22 protein-coding genes are annotated in these 22622 nt (G+C 71.8%); 16 read left to right on the top strand and 6 right to left on the bottom strand.

Annotated features, from left to right (window positions below):
* Positions 1-63: 63 nt before the first annotated feature.
* Positions 64-1023, bottom strand: coding sequence for a 5'-3' exonuclease (locus tag ADBZ5U_RS02530; protein ID WP_526262024.1), 960 nt, complete (start codon positions 1021-1023; stop codon positions 64-66).
* Between the two features lie 24 nt (positions 1024-1047).
* Between ADBZ5U_RS02530 and ADBZ5U_RS02535 the strand changes: the two genes are divergently transcribed.
* Complete coding sequence (locus ADBZ5U_RS02535) at positions 1048-2178, top strand: M24 family metallopeptidase (protein ID WP_526262026.1); 1131 nt, start codon at positions 1048-1050, stop codon at positions 2176-2178.
* 85 nt (positions 2179-2263) lie between these two features.
* Here the strand turns inward: ADBZ5U_RS02535 and ADBZ5U_RS02540 are convergent, their stop codons facing one another.
* The gene (locus ADBZ5U_RS02540; RefSeq protein WP_526262028.1) at positions 2264-2668 is read right to left on the bottom strand and encodes a F420-dependent biliverdin reductase; all 405 of its coding nucleotides are present in this window, start codon (positions 2666-2668) and stop codon (positions 2264-2266) included.
* Between the two features lie 35 nt (positions 2669-2703).
* On the opposite strand from ADBZ5U_RS02540, the gene dprE2 reads away from it, so the two are divergent.
* Genes dprE2 through ADBZ5U_RS02560 form a run of 4 tightly spaced genes read left to right on the top strand, consistent with a single transcriptional unit; the run spans position 2704 to position 6154 of the window.
* Positions 2704-3462 carry a decaprenylphospho-beta-D-erythro-pentofuranosid-2-ulose 2-reductase gene (dprE2, locus tag ADBZ5U_RS02545; RefSeq protein WP_526262030.1) on the top strand — a complete coding sequence of 253 codons (759 nt, stop codon included), beginning with the start codon at positions 2704-2706 and terminating at the stop codon, positions 3460-3462.
* A 10-nt stretch (positions 3463-3472) separates the two neighbouring features.
* Positions 3473-4654, top strand: a complete 1182-nt coding sequence (gene cbiE, locus ADBZ5U_RS02550; protein WP_526262032.1) for a precorrin-6y C5,15-methyltransferase (decarboxylating) subunit CbiE — start codon at positions 3473-3475, stop codon at positions 4652-4654.
* Between the two features lie 7 nt (positions 4655-4661).
* Positions 4662-5417, top strand: coding sequence for a precorrin-4 C(11)-methyltransferase (gene cobM, locus ADBZ5U_RS02555; RefSeq protein WP_526262034.1), 756 nt, complete (start codon positions 4662-4664; stop codon positions 5415-5417).
* Positions 5417-6154 (top strand): cobalt-precorrin-6A reductase, encoded by a 738-nt coding sequence (locus ADBZ5U_RS02560; RefSeq protein ID WP_526262036.1) that lies wholly within the window; start codon positions 5417-5419, stop codon positions 6152-6154. Before cobM ends, ADBZ5U_RS02560 begins: the two co-directional genes overlap by 1 nt.
* On the opposite strand, the gene ADBZ5U_RS02565 is transcribed toward ADBZ5U_RS02560, so the two are convergent.
* The 3 genes from ADBZ5U_RS02565 to cobG are packed head-to-tail and all read right to left on the bottom strand — an operon-like array spanning position 6129 to position 9409.
* The gene (locus tag ADBZ5U_RS02565; RefSeq protein ID WP_526262038.1) at positions 6129-7607 is read right to left on the bottom strand and encodes a precorrin-2 C(20)-methyltransferase; all 1479 of its coding nucleotides are present in this window, start codon (positions 7605-7607) and stop codon (positions 6129-6131) included. The two genes, ADBZ5U_RS02560 and ADBZ5U_RS02565, sit on opposite strands and share 26 nt — an antisense overlap.
* 10 nt (positions 7608-7617) lie before the next feature.
* Positions 7618-8244: a precorrin-8X methylmutase gene (locus tag ADBZ5U_RS02570; RefSeq protein WP_526262040.1), complete on the bottom strand. Its 627-nt coding sequence runs from the start codon at positions 8242-8244 to the stop codon at positions 7618-7620.
* A 10-nt stretch (positions 8245-8254) separates the two neighbouring features.
* Complete coding sequence (gene cobG, locus ADBZ5U_RS02575) at positions 8255-9409, bottom strand: precorrin-3B synthase (protein WP_526262042.1); 1155 nt, start codon at positions 9407-9409, stop codon at positions 8255-8257.
* A gap of 162 nt (positions 9410-9571) precedes the next feature.
* On the opposite strand from cobG, the gene ADBZ5U_RS02580 reads away from it, so the two are divergent.
* The 11 genes from ADBZ5U_RS02580 to ADBZ5U_RS02630 all read left to right on the top strand — a co-directional run bounded on the left by ADBZ5U_RS02580 (position 9572) and on the right by ADBZ5U_RS02630 (position 22315).
* Positions 9572-10483, top strand: coding sequence for a DUF4129 domain-containing protein (locus tag ADBZ5U_RS02580; protein WP_526262044.1), 912 nt, complete (start codon positions 9572-9574; stop codon positions 10481-10483).
* A 24-nt stretch (positions 10484-10507) separates the two neighbouring features.
* Positions 10508-10978, top strand: coding sequence for a hypothetical protein (locus ADBZ5U_RS02585; protein ID WP_526262046.1), 471 nt, complete (start codon positions 10508-10510; stop codon positions 10976-10978).
* Complete coding sequence (locus ADBZ5U_RS02590; protein ID WP_526262048.1) at positions 10975-11949, top strand: AAA family ATPase; 975 nt, start codon at positions 10975-10977, stop codon at positions 11947-11949. Before ADBZ5U_RS02585 ends, ADBZ5U_RS02590 begins: the two co-directional genes overlap by 4 nt.
* A 7-nt stretch (positions 11950-11956) precedes the next feature.
* Positions 11957-13210, top strand: a complete 1254-nt coding sequence (locus ADBZ5U_RS02595) for a DUF58 domain-containing protein (RefSeq protein ID WP_526262050.1) — start codon at positions 11957-11959, stop codon at positions 13208-13210.
* The gene (locus ADBZ5U_RS02600) at positions 13207-13680 is read left to right on the top strand and encodes a hypothetical protein (protein WP_526262052.1); all 474 of its coding nucleotides are present in this window, start codon (positions 13207-13209) and stop codon (positions 13678-13680) included. The genes ADBZ5U_RS02595 and ADBZ5U_RS02600 overlap by 4 nt, the downstream gene beginning before the upstream one ends.
* Before the next feature lie 13 nt (positions 13681-13693).
* Entirely contained in the window at positions 13694-17290 is a 3597-nt protein-coding gene (gene cobN / locus ADBZ5U_RS02605) for a cobaltochelatase subunit CobN (protein WP_526262054.1), read from the top strand.
* 10 nt (positions 17291-17300) lie between these two features.
* Positions 17301-17681: a PPOX class F420-dependent oxidoreductase gene (locus ADBZ5U_RS02610; protein WP_526262056.1), complete on the top strand. Its 381-nt coding sequence runs from the start codon at positions 17301-17303 to the stop codon at positions 17679-17681.
* A 73-nt stretch (positions 17682-17754) separates the two neighbouring features.
* Positions 17755-18225 carry an FxsA family protein gene (locus ADBZ5U_RS02615; RefSeq protein ID WP_526262058.1) on the top strand — a complete coding sequence of 157 codons (471 nt, stop codon included), beginning with the start codon at positions 17755-17757 and terminating at the stop codon, positions 18223-18225.
* Positions 18226-18349: 124 nt separating this feature from the next.
* Positions 18350-19888, top strand: coding sequence for an amidohydrolase (locus tag ADBZ5U_RS02620; protein ID WP_526262068.1), 1539 nt, complete (start codon positions 18350-18352; stop codon positions 19886-19888).
* Complete coding sequence (gene lnt / locus ADBZ5U_RS02625; RefSeq protein WP_526262060.1) at positions 19881-21506, top strand: apolipoprotein N-acyltransferase; 1626 nt, start codon at positions 19881-19883, stop codon at positions 21504-21506. The genes ADBZ5U_RS02620 and lnt overlap by 8 nt, the downstream gene beginning before the upstream one ends.
* Entirely contained in the window at positions 21503-22315 is an 813-nt protein-coding gene (locus ADBZ5U_RS02630; RefSeq protein ID WP_526262062.1) for a polyprenol monophosphomannose synthase, read from the top strand. Before lnt ends, ADBZ5U_RS02630 begins: the two co-directional genes overlap by 4 nt.
* Here ADBZ5U_RS02630 and ADBZ5U_RS02635 read toward each other — a convergent pair.
* Positions 22312-22622: RNA polymerase-binding protein RbpA (locus ADBZ5U_RS02635; protein ID WP_526262064.1), on the bottom strand; the 311-nt coding region annotated here is incomplete at its 5' end. The two genes, ADBZ5U_RS02630 and ADBZ5U_RS02635, sit on opposite strands and share 4 nt — an antisense overlap.

Genomic DNA, 22622 nt, shown 5'->3' on the forward strand with positions numbered 1-22622 from the left:
AAGTAGCCGCCGCTGGGCGGCGTCCTCGGGCCAAGTAGCCGCCGCTGGGCGGCGTTGGCGGCGCTACAGGTCGTCCAACGCTTTCTGAAGCCGCGCGACGGGTGAGCTGATCCCGTAGCGCTCGGCCAGTTCGGCGACCCGTCGGGGATCGGCGGCGTGCAGTGGCAGAGCGTCATCGCCGGACAGCCGCACGGGGGCGTCGCGGGCGACCAGGACCACCGGCTGCGCCGCCTCGATGTAGTCGCCGGCTGCGAGGATCTTGGCTCGGAAGGCCTTGGGCAGCTTGGACTCGGGGTCCTGCGCGGCCGCCAGGATCGCCTCGAGTGAGCCGTACCGGGCCAGCATGGCGGCGGCGCTCTTCTCGCCGATACCGGCCACCCCCGGCAGTCCGTCGGACGGATCGCCGCGCAGCAGCGCCAACTCGGCGTACGCCGCTCCGGCCCGGTGCAGCGGCACCCCGTAGCGTTCGGCCACCTCGGCGGGACCGAACAGCACCGCCTTGGACAACCCGCGACCGATGTAGAGCACCCGAACCTCGACCGGCTCGTCGGCGACCAGTTGCAGAAGATCGCGGTCGCCGCTGACCACCATGACCCTGTCACGCCGTTCCCGCGCGGCCAGCGTGCCCAGCACGTCGTCGGCCTCGAACCCGTCGGCTCCCGCCGTGGCGAAACCGAAGGCGTCGAGCACCTCCAGGATCATCCCGACCTGGGGGCTCAGATCGTCGGGCACTTCCTCGAAGTCCTCTTCGGAGCCCCCGCCCAGTGGGCTGCCCTCCTCGGCCACCCGGTGTGCCTTGTAGGACGGGATCAGGTCCACCCGCCAGGCCGGGCGCCAGTCGAGGTCCAGGCACACCGCCAATCGGGCCGGGCGCTCCCTCTTGATCAGGGTGGCCACGCTGTCGAGGAACCCGCGGACCGCGTTGACCGGCCGGCCGTCGGGGGCGGTGATCGAGGTGGGCACCCCGAAGTAGGAGCGGAACCACATGCTGGCGCCATCGAGCAGCAGCACCGGTGCGGACATAGCCGAAACGCTAGCCTCAGACCCGTGAGCGCCGACGGACGGTTCAGCACCGAGACCTACGCCCGCAGGCTTTCCGCGGCGGCGGACGGCGCGGCCCGCGCCGGTTTGACGGGCCTGGTGCTCACCCCCGGCTACGACCTGCGGTACCTGACCGGGTCACGGGCGCAGACCTTCGAGCGGCTCACCGCGCTCGTGGTGCCGGTGACCGGTCAACCGACCGTTGTCCTGCCCCGGCTGGAACTGGCCACGCTGAAGGAGTCCGCGATCCCGGACCTCGGCCTCGATGTCCGGGACTGGGTGGACGGCGACAATCCCTACGACCTGGTGGCGCTGGCCCTCGGCGGGCACGCCAGGGTGGCGGTGACCGACTCGATGCCGGCGCTGCACCTGCTGCCCCTGGCCGATGTGCTCGGGGCGACGCCGGTGCTGGCCACCGGGGTGATGGCGACCCTGCGGATGGTCAAGGACCCCGGCGAGATCGCCGCGCTGCAACGCGCGGGCGCGGCGATCGACCGGGTGCACGCCCGTGTACCGGAGTTCCTCCGGGTGGGACGCACCGAGGCGCAAGTGGCAGCCGATATCACCAAAGCCATTGTCGCCGAGGGGCATTCCGAAGCGGCGTTCGTCATCGTCGGCTCCGGCCCGCACGGTGCCGACCCGCACCACGAGTGTTCCGGGCGTGAGATTCGACCCGGCGACGTCGTCGTGGTGGACATCGGCGGTCCGGTCGAGCCGGGTTACAACTCCGACTGCACCCGCACCTACTGTCTCGGGCAGCCGTCGGCGGAGGTGGCCGAGCAGTATGCGGTGCTGCAGCGCGCCCAGGCTGCCGCGGTGGCGGCGGTCCGTCCGGGGGTGACCGCCGAACAGGTCGACGCGGCGGCCCGCGACGTGCTGGCCGAGGCGGGCCTCGCCGAGTACTTCGTCCACCGAACCGGCCACGGAATCGGCCTGTCGGTGCACGAGGAGCCCTACATCGTCGCCGGCAACGACCAGCCTCTGGCCGAGGGCATGGCCTTCAGCGTCGAACCCGGGATCTATCTTCCCGGCCGCTGGGGCGCGCGCATCGAGGACATCGTGATCGTCACCGCCGACGGCGCGCTGCCGGTGAACAGCCGGCCGCACGAGTTGACGGTGGTGCCCCTGCCCGACTGACTGACGCCCTGAGTGACGTCGAGTTCGACGTTTTGGCGGGAATCACCCGCAGTTCGGCGCCCGAATGTCGGTTTGGGCGACCAGATCAGGGGGTGCGGTCCAGCAGAGTGGAGGAACCCAGCACCCGCTTGATGAGCACCTCGATCGCCACCCGCTGCGGGTTCGGCCGGGGCGTCCGGTAGCGCTGGGCATAGCGCAACTCCGCGTCGCGGACTGCCTCCGGATCCCGGTTGACGTTGGCTATCCCCTCCAGCGACAGCCAGCGGGCGCCGTCGACCTGAGACAGCACCCCGATCCTGCTGCGCTCGGCGTTGACGGCCTTCTGGGACCCGTCGCTGGTGATGACCCGGGCGATGTGGGTGACCGGGTCGAAGGTGAACCCGACCGCCACCACGTGCGGGGAACCGTCGGCCCGCAATGTGGTGAGCATCGCCAGGTGGCGTTCGGTGAGGAACTCAAGGGCGTCGCTGCTCAGCCGGGTGGTCGCCATCGGTGTCCACGCTAGCGCAAGGAATAATCCCAGCCATGAGGGACACGGCCGCCGGACCAAGTCGGGTGGTGGTCGTTTTCGGCGGCCGCAGCGAGATCGGGTCGGAACTGGCCACCCGTCAGGCCGCCGGGGCGACGGTGGTCCTGGCCGCCCGTGCGTCGCACCGCCTGGGGGATCAGATCGCCGCGGTGCGGGCCGCCGGAGCAGCGGCGGTGCACGCTGTCGAGTTCGACGCCGACGACCTGGACTCGCACCGGCCGCTGGTCGACCGGCTGGTCGGCGAGTTCGGGGCCATCGACCTCGCGGTGCTGGCCTTCGGGATCCTCGGCGACCAGGCCCGCGCCGAGTCCGACGCCGCACACGCCGCGGCGATCGTGCACACCGACTACGTCGCGCAGGTGACCCTGCTGACCCACCTCGCCGCGGCCATGCGCGCCGCCGGGCGCGGAACGCTGGTGGTGTTCTCCTCGGTCGCCGGGGTGCGGGTGCGGCGGGCGAACTACGTCTACGGCTCGGCCAAGGCCGGTCTGGACGGTTTCGCCGGCGGACTGTCCGACGCGCTGCACGGCAGCGGGGTGCGGCTGCTGATCGTCCGCCCGGGTTTCGTCATCGGGCGGATGACCGAAGGCATGGACCCGGCGCCGTTGTCCAGCACCCCGGCGCAGGTTGCCGACGCCACCGAGCGGGCGCTGCGTTCGGGCCGGCGCACCGTCTGGGTGCCGTGGGCGCTGCGGCCGCTGTTCTTCGGCATGCGCCTGCTGCCGCAACCGGTGTGGCGGAGGCTTCCCCGGTGAGGTGGCCCCGGTGATCGTCGTGGTGGGGATCGGCGCCGACGGGATGGCCGGCCTCTCGGACAACTCGCGGCGTGAATTGCGCGGCGCCACCGAGATTCACGGATCACCGCGCCAACTCGACCTTCTCGACGACACGGTGACCGCACCGCGGCGCCCGTGGCCGAGCCCGATGATGCCGGCGCTGGAGGGCCTTCTCGACCAGGAGCGGTCCGGGGACGTCCACGTGGTGGCCAGCGGGGACCCGATGCAGCACGGTATCGGCGCCACGCTGATCCGGCTGTACGGTCCGGAGTTGGTCCGGGTGCTGCCGCACGTGTCCTCGGTCACCCTGGCCTGCGCCCGGATGGGCTGGGCCACCCACGACACCGAGGTCATCAGTCTGGTCACCGCACCGGCTCATACCGCGGTGCGCCGCGGGGGTCGGGCGGTGGTGCTCTGCCGGGACGCCGCGACGCCCGTCGCGCTGGCCGAGGCGCTCGTCGAGACCGGGCGCGGCGGGTCGGAGTTGACCGTGCTGGAGCGACTCGACGGCGCGGGGGAGCGGGTCCGCACCGGACCGGCGGACGCCTGGGCCGCCGCGCCGCCCTCCGACATCGACGATCTCAACGTCGTCGCCGTCCGCTACCTGCCCGACGAGGGCGATCCCGCGATCCTGCCGGACAACGCCTTTCGGCACGACGGGCAGATCACCAAACAGACCATCCGGGCCGTCACGGTGACGGCGCTGTCGGCCCGGCCCGGCCTGCTGCTGTGGGACGTCGGTTCCGGATCGGGCAGCATCGCCGTCGAGTGGTGCCGCGCCGCCCGGGGTTGTCGCGCCGTGGCCTTCGAGGCCGATCCGCAACGCCGGGACCGTATCGGCGCCAACGCCCGTTCCTTCGGTGTCGACGTGGAGGTTCGCGGTGCGGCGCCGGACGCCTTCGCCGGCGCGCCGCGGCCCGACGTCGTCTTCGTCGGGGGCGGACTCACCGTGAGCGGGCTGGTCGAGGAGTGCCTGGGCCACCTGGCCGGCGGCGGACTGCTGGTCGCCAACGCCGTCACCGCCGAGTCCGAAGCGGTTCTGGTGCAGTGGTATTCGCGTCTCGGCGGAGAACTGCGCCGCTACCAGCACTACCAGGGCGAGCCGCTGGGGGGCTTCACCGGGTGGCGACCGCAGATGCCCATCACGCAGTGGTCGGTCAAGCTCCTGTGATCACGACGTGACGGTGTACTTCATCGGTGCCGGACCGGGCGCCGCCGACCTGATCACCGTGCGCGGCCAACGCCTGCTGCAGCGCTGCCCGGTGTGCCTCTACGCCGGCTCGATCATGCCCGACGACCTGCTGCGGTACTGCCCGCCCGGCGCCCGGATCGTCGACACCGGGCCGCTGACACTCGAGCAGATCGTCGCCGAATTCGAGCGGGCCCACGCCGCCGGCCTCGACGTGGCACGCCTGCACTCCGGCGACCCGTCGCTCTACAGCGCTGCGGCGGAGCAGTTCCGCCGCCTCGACGAACTCGGAATCGGCTACCAGATCGTTCCCGGTGTGCCGGCTTTCGCCGCGGCGGCCGCAGCGCTGGGCCGTGAACTCACAGTGCCGGGGGTCGCCCAAACAGTGACGCTGACCAGGGTCTCGACCCTCTCCACGGCGATGCCCGCGGGGGAGGACCTCGCCGCATCGGCCCGTAACGGCGGAACGCTGGTGATCCACCTCGCGGCGCACCGGATTCAGGCGGTCGTCGCGGAGTTGACCACAGCAGGGTTCCGGCCCGGAACCCCGGTGGCGGTGGTGGCTTTCGCCAGTTGGCCGCAGCAGGTCGTCCTGCGCGGGACGCTGAGCGATATCGCCGATCAGACGCACCGGGCCGGGGTGACCCGCACCGCGGTCATCATCGTCGGCGACGTCCTCACCGCCGAGGGGTTCACCGACAGTTACCTGTATTCGGCCGGCCGGGTCCGGGGAGACCGGCACTGATGCGACTGCTGCTGCTCGGCGGCACCGCGGAGGCGCGTGACCTGGCGGCACGTCTGCATCCGCGGGTCGACCTCGTCAGCTCGCTGGCGGGCCGCGTCCCCGATCCGGTCCTCCCGGCCGGGCCGGTCCGGACCGGTGGTTTCGGCGGTGCGGAAGGACTGCGGACGTGGTTGGCCGACAACGGAATCGACGCGGTCGTCGACGCCACCCACCCGTTCGCCGCCGCCATCACCGCCCACGCGGCGACGTCCTGCGCCCAACTCGGACTGCCGCACCTGGTGCTGCACCGCCCGGCGTGGGACCCGGCCGGTGCCATCCAGGCCCGCTCCGACACCGAGGCCGCCGAAGTCGTTGCCGGGAAAGGCTATTCACGGGTCTTCCTGACCACCGGACGCTCCGGGACCACCGCGTTCCGCGACAGCGACGCCTGGTTCCTGATCCGGGTGGTCACACCACCCGAACCGGACACCCTGCCGCGCGATCACCAACTCGTGCTGGCCCGGGGTCCCTACCGGTACGACGACGAACACGCCCTCATGGCGCGCCACCGCATCCAGGCGGTGGTCACCAAGAACAGCGGGGGAGCGCTCACCCACGCCAAAATCCAAGCGGCACAGGCGTTGGGCCTGGATGTGGTGATGATCCGGCGGCCGGAGCTGCCGCCCGGTGTGCGGGCCGTCGGCTCCGTCGAGGACGCCGAGGCCTGGGTGCTCAGCCGGGATAACGGCGCGGGGTGAACACCGTCTCGCCGTACCACTGCGTCTGCGACGAGCCGACGATCAGCAGGCACCGCATGTCCACGTCACCCGCGTCCAGGTCGGCCAGCCGGACCACCGTCACCGACTCCGCCGGCCCGGACACGTCCCGGCCGATCACCACCGGTGTGCCGGCATCGCGGTGCTCGAGCAGCAGGTCGCGCATGGCGGCCACCTGCCAGGTCCGGCTCGCCGAAGCCGGGTTGTAGATCGCCAGCACCAGATCCGCGGCCGCCGCCGCGGACAGCCGCGCCGCGATCACCTCCCACGGTTTGAGCCGGTCGGACAGCGAGATCACCGCGTAGTCGTGGCCGAGCGGCGCGCCGACCCGGCTCGCCACCGCCTGGGCCGCCGTCATCGCCGGGATCACCCGCACCTGCACACCCGGCCACTGCTTGGCCTCCTCGAGCACGGCGGTGGCCATCGCGAACACCCCGGGATCACCGGAGGACACCACTGCCACCGCGCGGCCCTGCTCGGCCAGTTCGCAGGCCAGCCGGGCCCGCTGCGGCTCGTCGGAGTTGTCCGACGGGTGACGGCGCTGACCGGGACTCGGTGGCACCCGGTCCAGGTAGGGGCCGTACCCGATCAGGTCGGTCGCCGCAGCCAGTTCCCGGCGGCTCTGCGGCGTCATCCACTCGCTGTCACCGGGTCCCAGGCCGACGACGGCCACCGTCCCGCCGCGCGCCGCCGCCCGGCTGGTGCGGCCCCCCGGCACCACGGCCAGCGAGAAGTAGGGAACCGCCGCGTCGTCGACCTCCGCGGCCGGCAGAACCAGCTGCCGGTCGGTGCTGGCCCGCTCCACGTACACCGCGTCGTCGAGCCGACCGGCCAGCGAAAGCGCCTCGCGCACTTGAGGATAGGTGCGGCCGAGCTTGAGCACCACCGCGGCGTCGGAGTCGGCGAGCCGTCGTGCGAGTTCTGCCACTCCCATGGTGCCGGGCAGTATCGACAGCACCTCGTCACCGGTGGCCAGTGGCGTGGCGATGGCCGCCGAGGCGGCGCTGACCGAGGTGACGCCGGGAACGATCACCGCGTTGAAGCGCCGGGTCAGCCGGGTGTGCATGTGCATGTAGCTGCTGTAGAACAGCGGGTCGCCCTCGGCCAGGAGCGCGACGTCGCGGCCGGCGTCAAGGTGTGCGGCGATCCGTCCGGCGGCCTCGGCGTAGAAATCGGCCATGGCGCCGTCGTAGCCACCCGGGTGGTCGGTGGACCCGGTGGTCACCGGGTAGACGAGGTGCTCCTCGATCTGCCCGGGACGCAGGTACGGCTCGGCGATGCGGCGGGCGATGCTGCGGCCGTGCTTTGCGCTGTGATAGGCCACCACGTCGGCCGCGCCGATGATCCGGGCGGCCTTGACGGTCACCAGTTCCGGATCGCCCGGACCCAGACCGACGCCGAAAAGGGTGCCGCTCGTTCGGGGCTGATGGCTCATTCGGCAGGCCTCATTCGCGTTCGCTCGCGATCGCGTTGACCGCGGCGGCGGCCATCGCGCTGCCACCGCGCCGGCCCCGCACCACCAGGTACTCCATCCCGCGCGGATCGGCGACCAGTTCGTCCTTGGACTGCGCCGAGCCGACGAAACCGACCGGACCGCCGAGCACCGACACCGGCGCGCCGGCGCCCTCGTCGATCAGTTCCAGCAGCCGGAACAACGCCGTGGGGGCGTTGCCGATGGCCAGCACCGCACCCTCCATCCGGTCGGCCCACAGTTGCACCCCGGCCGCCGACCGGGTGGTGTTCAACCGCCGTGCCAGATCCGCCGCCCGTGAATCGGCCACCAGGGAGACCACCTCGTTGCCCGCCGGTAGGCGGGCGGCGGTGATCCCGGCGGCCACCATCGAGGAGTCGCACAGCACCGGCGCGCCGGCGGCCAGGGCCCGGTGGGTGGCCGTGACCACCCCCGGGGTGAACAGGACGTGCTCGGTCAGATCGACCTGACCGCAGGTGTGGATCAGCCGAACCACCACCCGGGCCACGTCCTCGGGGAACCCGTCGAGGTCCGCCTCGGCCCGGATCGTCGCAAACGACTGCCGGTAGATCTCGGCGGCGTCGCGGGTGTAGTCGAGCACGGCCATCACCCTACGTTCGCCCGGTTCGCCGGTAACCGTCGTCTCCCGCCACCATGACCTCCGCACCGGCCGGTCTGCCGCAAGCGCGTTCGCAACCGACGTAGTGGACGGCGGCGAAGTGGACGGCGCCGGGGCCCGCGCCGGATTCCGCCTGCCTGGTCGCCTCGGCGCGCACGTCGGCCCGCGATCGCGCACACCCCGGGCTGCCGACGCAGGAGGTGACGTCCAGCCATCGCGAGGTTTCGTCGAAGACCAGGCCCAGCGGGGCCAGGACCCGCAGCGAGGTGTCGGCCACCCCGGGATCGAGGTCGCACATCAGCAGCGACCGCCACGGCGTGACGACCACCGGGGCTCCGACGGCCGCGACGAATCGGGCCTGCCGAGCGCTCAGAACGCCCAGTGGGACGACCGCGCCCAGCGTCACCCGGCCTCGCGGTGGACCCTCGGCCGGGCCCTCGGCGTCCTGCTCGATCCAACCGACCGGCGGCCTGGCCGGGGGGAACCGGCCACCTGCGGGGGCGACCGGTTCGGTCTGGCCCAACAGCACACCGGGATCGGCGAGTTCGGCCACCCGCCAGGCGTTTCCACGATCGGCGACGAACCGGCGGGCCACCGCGACGAGGGTGGGCACGGACTCGGCGGCATCCAGTCGCACGCCGGTGTCCCGGCCGGCGAGCAGCAGCGCCACCCCGTCGGGCATGACGTGAACGCCGGCGTCGGCGGCCAACCCCGACACGTCGGCGCTGCCGTCGTCCAGGCTGAAAAGGAACCGCCCGGGCAGCCCGGCCAGCGCCGGGTCGGCCTGGATGGCGCGGTCGAGGTCGTGAACCCACGGCCGGACGTCGGCCCGTCCGCCGGCCCGGCCGGACAGCGGCGAGGCCACGATGTTGCGGACCCGTTCGTGGGTCGCCGAGGGCAACAGGCCGATGGCGGCCGCCGCCGCGGCCACCGCCGCGGTGTCGGTGACACCCCGGATCTGGACGTTGCCGCGGCCGGTCAGTTCCAGGGTTCCGGCACCCGACCGCTCGGCGACCTCGGCGAGGGCCTCGAGTTGCCCGGCGGTGATCATCCCGCCCGGCAGGCGCAGCCTGGCCACTGCCCCGTCGGCCGCGTGGTGCACCGCAAGCGCGCCGGGGCAGGCGTCCTGGTCGCGGGTCCGGCTCACCCGACCACGGTACGAGGCGGTCCGTGTCACGATGTAATCGCAGGGTCCGGAGTTAATCGCGGGGACCGGACCCACCGGACGAATTTCAGCGGCCCGCGGAATTGCCGGGGAGGCGCCACGGCCAGGACACGCGCGGAAGGCGCCACCCGCCCCCTCGGGCGGGTGGCGGTCCTGATCGCCCTGCTGTTCACCGCCGTGGTGGCACTGCGGGCACGGATCCCGGATCCCGGCCCGGGCCGGGACGTCGCGCCGCGGGACTCCTACGGCAGCCCGGCCTCGCTGGCCGGGGTCGTCGCCCTGCTCGGTGTCTCGCTCGTGGTGATGGCGTTCGCCGCGTTCAACCGCCGGCCGCCGGCCCCCGGGGCGGCGCCCTTCGAAGTCCGGGACTTCGGCCGCGGCGGGGGCGGCCGGATCAATCGGCGCCTGCTGCTGACCATCGGGCTTGGCGTGGTGGTGTTGTGGCTGGCGGTGTTCGTCGCGGTCGGGCGGTTGCAGATCGAGGCCGAGTTCGCCCCGCAGGCCACGGCGCCCACCACGACGGCGGCTCCGGACGACCCGTCCCGGCCGACGACGCCGCGGCTCCCGGAGCAACCGCCCGGCGACACCTTCCGCCTGCTGGCCGGCGCCACTGTGGTGTTGCTGGCGATGGTGGCGGTGTCCAGCGTCGTGGCCGCGGTGCGCAATCGGTCCAAGCCGCCGCCGGTCGCCCTCGCCGCCGGCCCGCCGCCGACCACGTCGGCGCCGGTCCAACCGCTGGCGGCGGCCGCCGAACGCGGACTGGCGGAGGTCGCCAACCCGTCCCTGGAGCCGAGGCAGGCCATCATCGCCTGCTACGCGGCCATGGAGCAGGCCCTTTCCGAGGCGCCCGGCGCGGCCCCGCAGGTCTCCGACACCCCCACCGAGGTGCTGGCCCGTGCGGTCGGAAGCCGCACCATCAGCACCGGCAGCGCCGCCACACTGGTGGATCTGTTCGCCGAAGCCCGGTTCAGCGGGCACACCATGACCGAGGCGCACCGGGACGACGCCCGGCAGGCGCTGCGGTCGGTGCTGGTGGAACTGCGGGCCGGCGCATGAGGCGGCGCGGATGAGGCGGCGCCCATGACTAGAGTGCTGGCCGGCGGATTCCTGGCGGTGCTGCTGGCTGAGATCGTCGGGTTCATGTTCGGCGGGCGCTGGGCCCTGCCGGTGGCCGGTGTGGCGCTCGGGATGTTCGCCCTGCACCTGACCGGCCGGCTGGCCCGGGGTGCGAACGACGGATCGGCCGCGGAGTCCAACGACGCCTGGGAGTCCCTGCAGCGCTGGAGAGGTCAGACCGAGGAACTCATCCGGTGGGCCGACGGCAGCAGGGCCGAGTGGGATCGTCATCTCCGGCCGAGGTTGGCCCGCGACTTCATGGTGGCCACGCAACAGAAGGCGTCCGACGACTTCGACTCGAGCGGACGATTCGTCTTCGGCGAGGAACTCTGGCAGTGGGTCGATCCGCAGAACGTCGCGCCGGGACGCCGCAACGAACCCGGGCCCGGTCGCGACGCGCTCGATCAGATTCTTCGACGACTGGAGAAGGCATGACGCCGCCGGCCACCGAGACCACCGCGCTCTGCGACACCGTTCTCGACGAAGTCGAACGGGCGGTGGTCGGGAAACGCGGGGCGCTGACCCTGATCCTCACCACCGTGCTGGCCGGTGGCCACGTCCTCATCGAAGACCTCCCCGGCATGGGCAAGACCCTGATCGCGCGGTCATTCGCCGCCGCCCTGGGTCTGCGTTTCACCCGCGTGCAGTTCACCCCCGACCTGCTGCCGGCCGACCTCCTCGGCGCCACCATCTACGACATGCGCACCGCGCAGTTCGACTTCCGGCGCGGCCCGATCTTCACCAACATGCTGATGGCCGACGAGATCAACCGCACGCCACCGAAGACGCAGGCCGCGCTGCTGGAGGCCATGGCCGAGGGCCAGGTCAGTATCGACGGTGAAACTCACCGGCTGCCAACGCCTTTCATCGTCATCGCCACCGACAACCCGATCGAGTTCGAAGGCACCTACCCGCTGCCGGAGGCTCAACTGGACCGGTTCGCGGTCAAGGTGGCGCTGAAGTACCTCTCCGAGCGGGAGGAGGCTGCGATGCTGCGGCGCAGGCTGGATCGCGGGACGGCGGAGGCCACGATCAACGAGGTCGTCGACGCCGACCAACTGCTGGCCATGCAGGATGCCGTCGAGGGGGTCACCGTCCACGACGATGTCCTGAACTACGTCGTCTCGATCGCCGCGGCGACCCGCAGCAACCCCCAGGTGGTGGTCGGCGCCAGCCCGCGGGCCGAACTCGACCTGGTGCAGCTGTCCCGGGCGCGGGCCCTGCTCAACGGGCGCGATTACGTGCTGCCCGAGGACGTCAAGGCCCTCGCGGTGCCGGCGTTCGGGCATCGGATCACCCTGCGCCCGGAGATGTGGGTGCGCAGTGTGCACGGCTCCGATGTGGTCGAGCAGCTACTCAAACGGCTGCCGGCGCCCCGGGCATCCGAGCGAACCGGCAGTCCCTGATCGCGCCATGAACGCCACTGATATCCAACTGCGTTCGCGCACAACGGAGTTGGCTCGCATGCTGTTGATCTGCGCAACGGCCGGGCTGGCCGCCGCACTGATATCGGGCCGCTGGCAGCTGGTCGCCTTCGCGGCACCGCTGTTGGGGGTGCTGTGCTCGGCCGGCTGGCAGCGACCGGTGGCCCGGATTTCGGTGCGGGCCGGCCCCACGACGCTGCGATGCTTCGAGGGGGAGCGCGAGCAGGTCGAGGTGGAGCTCGATGCCCCGGTGGACGGCGGGTCGGCCGCGTTGTCGGTCACCGCTCCGGAGGGGATGCACACCGAACTGCTGGACTCCGGTGACCCGCTCAGCCGCACCGTCGCGGTGTCCGCCGAGCGTTGGGGACGCTATCCGTTGCACGCCCGCGTGGACGTCGTCGCCCCCGGCGGTCTGCTGGCGGCATCCGGATCGGCCCGGATCGGCGAGGCCTTCGTCTTCCCGCTGGTCCCGCCGCCGTCGACGGCGATGCCGCGCTCCGAGATGCCGGACCGGATCGGCACCCATCTGACCCGCCACGTGGGCCCCGGGGTGGAATACGCCGACATCCGGGCCTACGTGCCCGGCGATCAGTTGCGCACCGTCAACTGGCCGGTCAGCGCGCGCCGGGGCACGCTGCACGTCACTCGGCGGCTGACGGACCGGTCGGTGGACGTCGTGGTGCTGGTCGACATGAGCCTGCAGCCGCCCGGCCCGGCCACCGCCGCGACCCAGCGCGCCGCCGAGGGCGCTCTGCAGGTGGTGCAGTCGGCCCTGCGCAGCGGTGACCGGGCCGGTGTGATCGGACTGGGTGGCCGGCGGCCGCGCTGGCTCGGCCCCGACATCGGCCAGCGGCAGTTCTACCGGGTGCTCGACGCGGTGCTCGGGGCCGGCGGCGACTATCACCACACCCCGGGGACGCTGGCGCCGCGGGCGGCGGTACCTCCGGGTGCCGTGGTCATCGGATTCTCCACCCTGCTCGACGCCGACTTCGGCCTGGCGATGACGGACCTGTCCCGGCGCGGCCACGTCGTGGTCGTGGTCGACGTTCTCGAGGGGTGCCCGCTGGGCGACGACGAAGAAGCGATCCTCACCCGGATGTGGGCCCTGCAGCGGGCGGCGATGTACCGCGATATGCGGGTGGTGGGCGTCGAGGTGGTGTCCTGGCCCGCCGACCTCGACCTCGACGTGGCGATGGGACTGCTGCCGAAGGCCCGAATCGGAACACGGCGGCGGCGCCGGTGAACCACCGCCCGGCCGCACTGCTGTCCTCCGGAGCCTTCGGGGTGCTCATGGTGGCCGCCGCCGCCCGGCCCGCCGGCGCGTGGGGCGCGGCAGTCCTGGCACTGGCCGTCGGGGCTCTGGTGGCGGGTCTGTTCGTCCGGCCCGCCGCGGTGGTCGCGGTGCTGTCGACCGTCGCCGGAATGGCACTGGGGGATCCGGTGCCGCTGCTGGCCGCGGTTTCCGGACTCTCGGCGGCGGCCTATCTGATCAGCCGCTACGCCGGGGAAGCGGTGACGCTCACGGTTCCCACGGCGCTCGGGATGGTGGGGTTCACCGTGGCCGGGGCCGCTGCCGGCGCGGTGTCGCTCGACATGGCCTGGGCCCCACTGGTGGCGCCGGCGATCATGGCCGGACTCCTGGTTCTGGTGGTGCTGCCGTTGTTGAACGAGGCATTCGGCGGCCCCGCCGCAGACCACGAACAACCCGGTTAGGTACGAATAACCCGTGCCCACCGTGCTGCTGCTGTCCACCTCCGACACCGATCTGATCACCGCGCGAGCCTGCGGCGCCGATTTCCGGTGGGCCAACCCGTCCCGACTGGGGGAACGCGAACTCGCCGAACTGCTTGACGGCGCCGACGCGGTGGTGGTCCGCCTGCTCGGCGGGTACCGGGCCTGGCCGGACGGCATCGACGGCCTGGTCGCAAGTGGGGTCCCGGTGGTCGTGGTCAGCGGCGAGCAGGCGCCCGACGCCGATCTGATGCAGCGCTCGACGGTCCCGGCCGGCATCGCCGTGCAGGCGCACACCTATCTCGCCCAGGGCGGCGCGGGGAACCTGCGCCAACTGCACGCCTTTCTGTGCGACACCCTGCTGATGACCGGATTCGGGTTCGCCCCGCCGGCGGCCACCCCGACGTGGGGAGTGCCGGACCGGCGCTGCGACGGGTGCGATGGTTGCCCGGACGATTCGATCGGGCAGCGCCCGACGATCGCGATCCTGTACTACCGGGCCCAGGAACTCGCCGGCAACACCGCCTACATCCAGGCACTGTGCTCGGCGGTCAAGCGGGCCGGCGGACGTCCGCTGCCGGTGTACTGCACCTCGCTGCGCAACCCGCCCGAGGATCTCCTCGAACTCCTCGGCGGCGTCGACGCCATGGTCGTCACCGTGCTCGCCGCCGGTGGCGCCACCCCGGCCGCAGCGGGGGCCGGTGGAGACGACGGCAGCTGGGACGTCAAACACCTTGCCGCCCTGGACATCCCGATCCTCCAGGGCCTTTGTCTGACGAGCTCGCGGGCTCGTTGGTCGGCCAATGACGACGGCTTGAGTCCACTGGACGTCGCCACCCAGGTGGCCGTGCCCGAGTTCGACGGACGCATCATCACCGTCCCGTTCTCCTTCAAGGAGATCGACTCCGACGGCCTGATCTCCTACGTACCCGACCCGGAGCGCTGCTCCAGGGTGGCCGGCCTGGCGGTCAACCACGCCCGGCTGCGCAGGGTCCCGCCCGCGCGGAAGCGGGTGGCACTGCTGTTCTCGGCCTACCCGACGAAGCACGCCCGGATCGGCAACGCCGTCGGACTGGACACCCCGGCCAGCGCCGTCGCGCTCCTCAGAGCGCTGCGGGATGCGGGCTACGACATCGGCGAGGTGCCCGGAGTCGAGGCGTCGGATGGCGACGCCCTCATGCACGCGCTGATCGAACGCGGCGGCCAGGACCCGGATTGGCTGACCGACGGCCGGTTGGCCGGGAACCCGATCCGTGTCCCGGCGGCCCGCTACCGGGAGTGGTTCGCCACCCTGCCCACCGACCTGTCGGAGGCGATGGTGACCCGATGGGGCCCGCCGCCGGGGGAGCTGTTCGTCGACCGGAGTAGGGATCCGGACGGCGAGATCGTCATCGCCGCAATGCAATCGGGCAACGTGGTGATCGTGGTGCAGCCGCCCCGCGGGTTCGGGGAGAACCCGGTGGCCATCTACCACGACCCCGACCTGCCGCCCAGTCACCACTACCTGGCGACCTATCTGTGGCTGCGCCACGAGTTCGGCGCGCACGCCGCCATCCACCTGGGCAAGCACGGCAACCTCGAATGGCTGCCCGGCAAGACACTCGGCATGTCGGCGGACTGCGCCCCGGATGCCGCTCTCGGTGATCTGCCGCTGATCTACCCGTTCCTGGTCAACGATCCCGGCGAGGGCACCCAGGCCAAACGCCGCGCGCACGCCGTCCTGGTCGACCACCTGATCCCGCCGATGGCACGGGCCGAGAGCTACGGCGACATCGCCCGACTTGAACAGCTCCTCGACGAGCACGCCAACCTCGCCACCCTGGACCCGGCCAAGCTGCCCGCCGTGCGCCAGCAGATCTGGACCCTGATGCGGGCCGCCAAGATGGACCACGACCTGGGTCTGGCCGAACGCCCCGAGGATGATCGTTTCGACGACATGCTGATGGGTGTCGACGGCTGGCTGTGCGAGATCAAGGACGTGCAGATCCGCGACGGCCTGCACATCCTGGGCGCGAACCCGACGGGCGAATCCGAACTGGACCTGGTGTTGGCGATCCTGCGGGCCCGCCAGCTCTTCGCCGGCGAACAACACCTTCCCGGACTGCGGCAGGCCCTCGGACTGGCCGAGGACGGCGGCGACGACCGTACCGAGGTGGATGAGGCCGAGCGGCGGGCCCGCGCCCTGCTGGCGGCGTTACAGGCGACCGGGTGGGACGCCGGCCGGGTCGACGACCTGACCGATGAACCGGGGATCGCGGCGATCCTCCGGTTCGCGGCCCGGGAGGTGGTGCCCCGACTGGCCGGCACCGCGGGAGAGATCGATCAGGTGCTCGCGGCACTCGACGGTCGCTACATCGCCGCCGGGCCCAGCGGTTCCCCGCTGCGCGGGCTGGTCAACGTGCTGCCCACCGGGCGCAACTTCTACTCCGTCGACCCCAAGGCCATGCCGTCGCGGCTGGCGTGGGACACCGGCGTCGCGATGGCCGACTCGCTGCTGGCGCGCTACCGCGCCGACTACGGCGAATGGCCGCGGTCGGTCGGGCTGTCCGCGTGGGGCACCTCGGCGATGCGGACGTCCGGGGATGACATCGCCGAAATCCTCGCGCTGCTCGGCGTGCGGCCGGTGTGGGACGACGCCTCCCGCAGAGTCATCGACCTCGCGGTGATCCCACTGGGCGAACTCGGCCGCCCGCGCATCGACGTCACCGTGCGGATCTCGGGGTTCTTCCGGGACGCCTTCCCGCACGTGGTGACGATGCTCGACGACGCGGTCCGCCTGGTGGCCGCACTCGACGAGCCCGCGGACCAGAACTACGTCCGGGCACACGTTCAGGCCGACCTGGCCGAGCACGGCGACGAGCGCCGCAGCACCACAAGGATTTTCGGATCGAAGCCGGGAACCTACGGAGCCGGCCTGCTGCAGTTGATCGACAGCCGGAACTGGCGTGACGACGCCGACATGGCCGAGGTGTACACCGCCTGGGGTGGTTTCGCGTACGGCCGGGGCCTGGACGGCCGGCCGGCCGCCGAAGACATGCGCCACCAGTACCGGCGGATCGTGCTCGCCGCCAAGAACACCGACTGCCGCGAACACGACATAGCCGACTCCGACGACTACTTCCAGTACCACGGCGGAATGGTGGCGACGGTCAGGGCGCTCACCGGGCAGGCGCCGGCGGCCTACATCGGCGACAACACCCGCCCAGACGCGGTGCGCACCCGAACCCTCGCCGAGGAAACCACCCGGGTGTTCCGGTCCCGGGTGGTCAACCCGCGGTGGATGGCCGCCATGCGGCGGCACGGCTACAAAGGGGCCTTCGAGATGGCCGCCACCGTGGACTACCTGTTCGGCTACGACGCCACCGCGGGGGTGATGGCGGACTGGATGTACGAGGAACTCACCGCTCAGTACGTGCTGGAACCGGAGAACCGCAAGTTTCTGGGCGAATCCAATCCCTGGGCGCTGCACGGAATGGCCGAACGCCTGCTGGAGGCGGCCGGCCGCGGGATGTGGGGGAGCCCGGTGCCGGCCACCCTCGACGGACTGCGGCAGGTGCTGCTGGAAACCGAGGGCGACCTCGAGGCGCGCTAGGGTGGCGGTCATGGCAGCCACTTTCGACGATGTCTCCAAAGCCCGCTACGTACTGCTGACCACGTTCACCAAGGACGGCCGGCCCAAGCCGACGCCGATCTGGATCGCCCGCGACGGTGACCGCGCGCTGGTGATCACCGAGAAGGAATCCTGGAAGGTCAAGCGGATCCGGAACACCCCGCGGGTGACCCTCGCCGTCTGCGATATGCGGGGCAAGCCCACGGGCGAGACGGTGGAGGCCGTCGCGGCGGTTCTGGACGACTCGCAGACCGATCAGGTCTATCGCGCGATCAGCAAGCGCTACGGGATCATCGGCCGGGTGTTCACGCTGTTCTCCAAGTTGCGCGGGAGTGCCGGCCGGATCGTCGGCCTGGAGATCCGGGCCGCCTGAAGCCGGTGTTACCCAACTGTGAGCAGCATGGCGGAACGCCCGCACCGCGCGAGCCGTTGAACAGAACATGGTGATGCGACCGCTCGTGCGCTACGGGGCTCTCTACGCCCTGGTGGAACTGACCGCGTTTGCCCTGTTGATCTGGGGATTCGGTCTGGGTTGGGCGCTGGTCGTCGTGGCCGCCACCTTCATGGTCGGGGTGCTGCTGGCCGCTTCCGGGCTCAAGGGACAGGTGGGCGCCATGCGGCGGGCCCGCCGGGACCCGCACGGCGCCGTCGCCGACACCGCACTGGTGGGGGTGGGTTCCTTCCTGGTCTTCCTGCCCGGCGTCGTCAGCACCGCGGCCGGCGTCCTCATGCTGGCACCCCCCACCCGTTCGGCGATGCGGCCGATCGCGGCGACCCTGGTCAGCCGCGGTGTGATGCGCGGCATGCGATCGGTCAACCCCGACCGGTTCACCGGCACCCGGCCATCGCGCCGCGACTACATCGACGGCGAAGTGCTCGGCGAGGTCGCAGTCGACCGGTTGCCCGCCCGCCGCTGAGCGGGCAACCGGCACACTGTCTGTTGTGATCTCTTGTGATCGTTCAACGGGCGAGCGCTCATCGGTGACCACGCTTCTGCTCAACGGGCGGGTGCACAGCCCGTCGCACCCGGACGCCACCGCCATGGCGGTCCGCGACGGCGTGGTCGCCTGGCTCGGCGGCGACGCGGTGGGGGCGGCGCAGTTCCCGGGCGCCGAGATCGTCGATCTTGCAGGGGGTTTCGTGGCCCCGGCCTTCGTCGACAGCCACGTGCATCTGACCGCCACCGGACTGCGGATCACCGGGTTGGACCTGTCCTCCGCCGACGGGCCCGATGATCTCCTGCGGCTGACCGCCGACCACGTCGCCGCCCACCCCGGCCAGCCGGTCTGGGGCCACGGCTGGGAGGACACCCACTGGCCGCGAACACCCACCACCGCTGATCTCGACGCGGTCGTCGGCGCGGTGCCCGCATACCTGGCGCGGGTGGATGTGCACTCCGCTCTGGCGTCAACGGCGTTGCGGCACAGGGTCTCCGGGCTTGCTGTGACCGACGGCTTCGATCCGCACCGGGCGCTTTCGGGACAGGCTCACCACCTGGTCCGGGCCGAAGCCCGTCGGCTGCTGACCTGGCAACAGCGCGACACCGCCCGCCGGGCGGCGCTGGACGCCGCCGCCGCCGCCGGGATCGTGGCGGTGCACGAATGCGCCGGCCCGGACATCGGGGGCGCCGAGGACTGGCAGGAACTCTGCGCCCTGGACCACGACGTCGAAGTCGTCGGCTACTGGGGTGAGGCGGTGTCCAGCGCCGCCCAGGCCCGGGCGCTGATCGAGGCGACCGGCGCCCGCGGACTGGCCGGGGACCTGTTCGTCGACGGCGCGCTGGGGTCCCGGACCGCCTGGCTGCACGAGCCCTACGCCGACGCCGCGCCGGATGACCCCGACTGCACCGGCACCCGGCATCTGGACCCCGGCGTCGTCGCCGAGCACCTGATCGCCTGCACCCAGGCCGGGATCACCGCCGGGTTCCACGTCATCGGTGATGCCGCCGTCGGCGCCGTGGTCGACGCACTCGGAGAGGTCGTCGACCGGTTCGGCGCCCCGGCGGTCGCCGGCTGCGGACACCGCCTGGAGCACGTCGAGATGGTGTCGGCCGAGCAGGCCGCCAAGCTCGGTGAGTGGGGGATCGCCGTCAGCATGCAGCCGGGTTTCGACGCCCGCTGGGGCGGCGTGGACGGTATGTATGCCCGTCGTCTCGGGCCCGGCCGCGCCGCGGGACTCAACCCGTTCGCGCTGTTGGCGTCGGCAGGTGTGCCGCTGGCCTTCGGCTCGGATTCCCCCGTCACCGGCATGGATCCGTGGTCGTGGGTGCGGGCGGCCAGCCACCACCGCACACCGGGCAGTGCCATCTCGGTGCGCGCGGCGTTCACCGCGGCCACCCGCGGCGCCTGGCGCGCGGCCGGGGTCCGCGACGGCGTCACCGGCACCCTGGTCCCCGGCGCCCCCGCCTCCTACGCGGTCTGGGAGACCGGTGAACTCGACATCGGCGTCCCGGCCGACACCGTGCAACGCTGGTCCACCGACCCGCGGTCACGGGTCCCCGCGCTGCCGCGGCTGGACCCGTCCGCCCCGTTGCCGCGCTGCCGCCAGACCGTGCACCGGGGGGTCGTGCTTCATGGCTGAGAGCGCCCCGGGTTTCACCCGGCCGACCCGTCTTTCGGTCAGCGTGTTGGCCGGACTGCTGCTGTGCGTCAGTTTCCCGCCGGCCGGCTGGTGGTGGGCGGCGGTGCTCGCTCTGGCCCTGCTCACCTGGGTTCTGGCGGCCCCACAGACCACGCTGGCCGGCGGGTTCGGGTACGGCTTCCTGTTCGGGCTGGCTTTCTACCTCCCGCTGTTGCCCTGGATCGGCGGGTTGGTCGGGGCCGTGCCGTGGGTGGTGCTGGCCGCGTTCGAGGCGCTGTTCCCGGCGGTGTTCGGCATGTTCGCCGTCCTGGTGGCCAGGCTGCCGGGGTGGCCGCTGTGGCTGGCCTGCCTCTGGTCGATGCAGGAGTGGCTGAAATCGAGTGTGCCCTTCGGTGGATTCCCCTGGGGTGTAATGGCTTTCGGTCAGACCAACGGGCCGTTCCTGCCGCTGGCGCAGTGGGCCGGGGCGCCGTTGGTCTCCTTCGCGGTCGCGCTCTCGGCCACCTCGCTGTGCGCGCTGGTCGTCGCGTTCGCCCCGAGGTTGAGCGGACGGCGCGCCCACTCCGGTCGGCACGTCGGTGCGGTGGTGGTTGCGGGTGTGTGCGTCTGTACGGTGCTGCTGGCCACCGCGCTTGCCGGACCGGGGGTGCGCCGCGCGGCCCGGTCCGCCGACGACGAGCCGACGATCGCGATCGCCGCCGTGCAGGGCAACGTGCCGCGGCTCGGTCTGGACTTCAACAGCCAGCGCCGTGCGGTGCTCGACAACCACGTCAAACAGACCCTGCTGCTGGCCGAGGACGTCAAGTCCGGCCGTGCCCCGCGGCCGCGGTTCGTGATCTGGCCGGAGAACTCCTCCGACATCGACCCGCTGGCCAATACCGACGCCGCCAAGCAGATAGACGCCGCAGCCCGGGCGATCGGCGCCCCGATCCTCGTCGGCGCCGTCGTCGACCGGCCCGAGTCGACGCCGGAGAACCCGGCCGCGTCCAACACGGTCATCCTGTGGGACCCCGCCGGGGGCCCGGGGGAGCGCCACGACAAGCAGATCGTCCAGCCGTTCGGGGAGTACCTGCCGTGGCGGTCGTTCTTCCGGCACCTGTCGTCCTACGCCGACCGGGCCGGGTACTTCGTCCCCGGCAGCGGCAGCGGGGTGCTGCATCCGGCCGGGGTGCCGGTCGGTGTCGCGACGTGTTGGGAGGTCATCTTCGACCGCGCGCTTCGGCAGTCGGTGCGCAACGGCGCGCAGGTGTTGGCGGTGCCCACCAACAACGCCACCTTCGACCAGGCGATGAGTGAACAGCAACTGGCCTTCGCCAGGCTCCGGGCCGTCGAACACGGCCGCTACGTACTCGTCGCGGGAACCACCGGAATCAGCGCCGCCTTCGCACCGGACGGCCGCGAGCTGGGACGTACCGCCTTCTTCACCCCTGCCTACCTCGACGTCGCGGTGCGGTTGCGGACGGCCCAGACCCCGGCCACCCGATTCACCGTCGCGGTCCAGTGGCTGCTCGTGGCGGCCGCCGTCGCCGCGATCGGCGCCGCGATATTGCACAATGGTGGCGGCCTCGTGCGGCCGCTGCGCAGCCGGCGCAGTAATTCAGGCAAAGGAGTCGCATGAGCAACCCCGCAAGCAAGCCCCGGAAAGCCTCCCCGAAGTCGCCCGAGGCCGCCGCCGGACTGCCCAGCAGTCGCACCCTGGTCATCATCCCGACGTACAACGAGTGGGAGAACCTGCCGTTGATCTTGGGGCGGGTCCGTAAGTCGCGCCCCGAGGCGCACGTGCTGGTCGTCGATGACGGCAGCCCGGACGGCACCGGCCGGCTCGCCGACGAGATGGCGGCGGCCGATGCCGAGCACGTCCACGTGATGCACCGCACCACCAAGGACGGTCTGGGTGCGGCTTACCTGGCCGCTTTCGCCTGGGGGTTGGAGCGGGGTTACAGCGTGCTGGTGGAGATGGACGCCGACGGCAGCCACGCTCCCGAGCAGCTTTACCGTCTGCTGGACGCCATCGACGGCGGCGCCGACGTCGCGATCGGATCGCGCTACGTCGACGGGGGGACCGTGCGCAACTGGCCCCGTCGGCGGCTGGTGCTGTCGAAGTCGGCCAACACCTACGCCCGGGTTCTGCTGGGGGTGGAGATCCACGACATCACGGCGGGCTACCGGGCCTACCGGCGCGAGGTGCTGGAGAAGCTGGAACTGGCCACCGTCGAGTCCAGGGGCTACTGCTTCCAGGTGGACCTCACCTGGCGCTCTATCAACAACGGCTTCACCGTCGTCGAGGTGCCCATCACCTTCACCGAACGCGAGCTCGGCGTCTCGAAGATGAGTGGTTCCAACATCCGCGAGGCGATGGTCAAAGTCGCCCAGTGGGGTATCGGCGGCCGGGCCAGGCGCCGGCGCGTCGCGCGCCGGGGCGCTTAGCCGCGGCGCTTGGTCTTGATCAGGTCGAGCCGCTCTTTGAGCAACTCCTCGAGTTCCTCCACGGAGCGGCGTTCCAGGAGCATGTCCCAGTGCGTCCGGGGCGGCTTGACCTTCTTGGGCTCCGGAAGCTCACCCTCGATGAGGGTGCCCTCCAGGCCGTTGCGGCACAGCCAGGTACCCGGAATCTCGGCGTCGTCTGCGAACGGCACCTCGAACTCCTCGCCGTTCTCGGTGCGGTAGCGGGCGAGTTGCCGCGGCGCCAGGTCGTGGTTGCGGTCGGTCTCGTAGCTCACGGCGCCGAGCCGGC

Source organism: Mycobacterium sp. (assembly GCF_040398885.1).
Lineage (GTDB): Bacteria > Actinomycetota > Actinomycetes > Mycobacteriales > Mycobacteriaceae > Mycobacterium.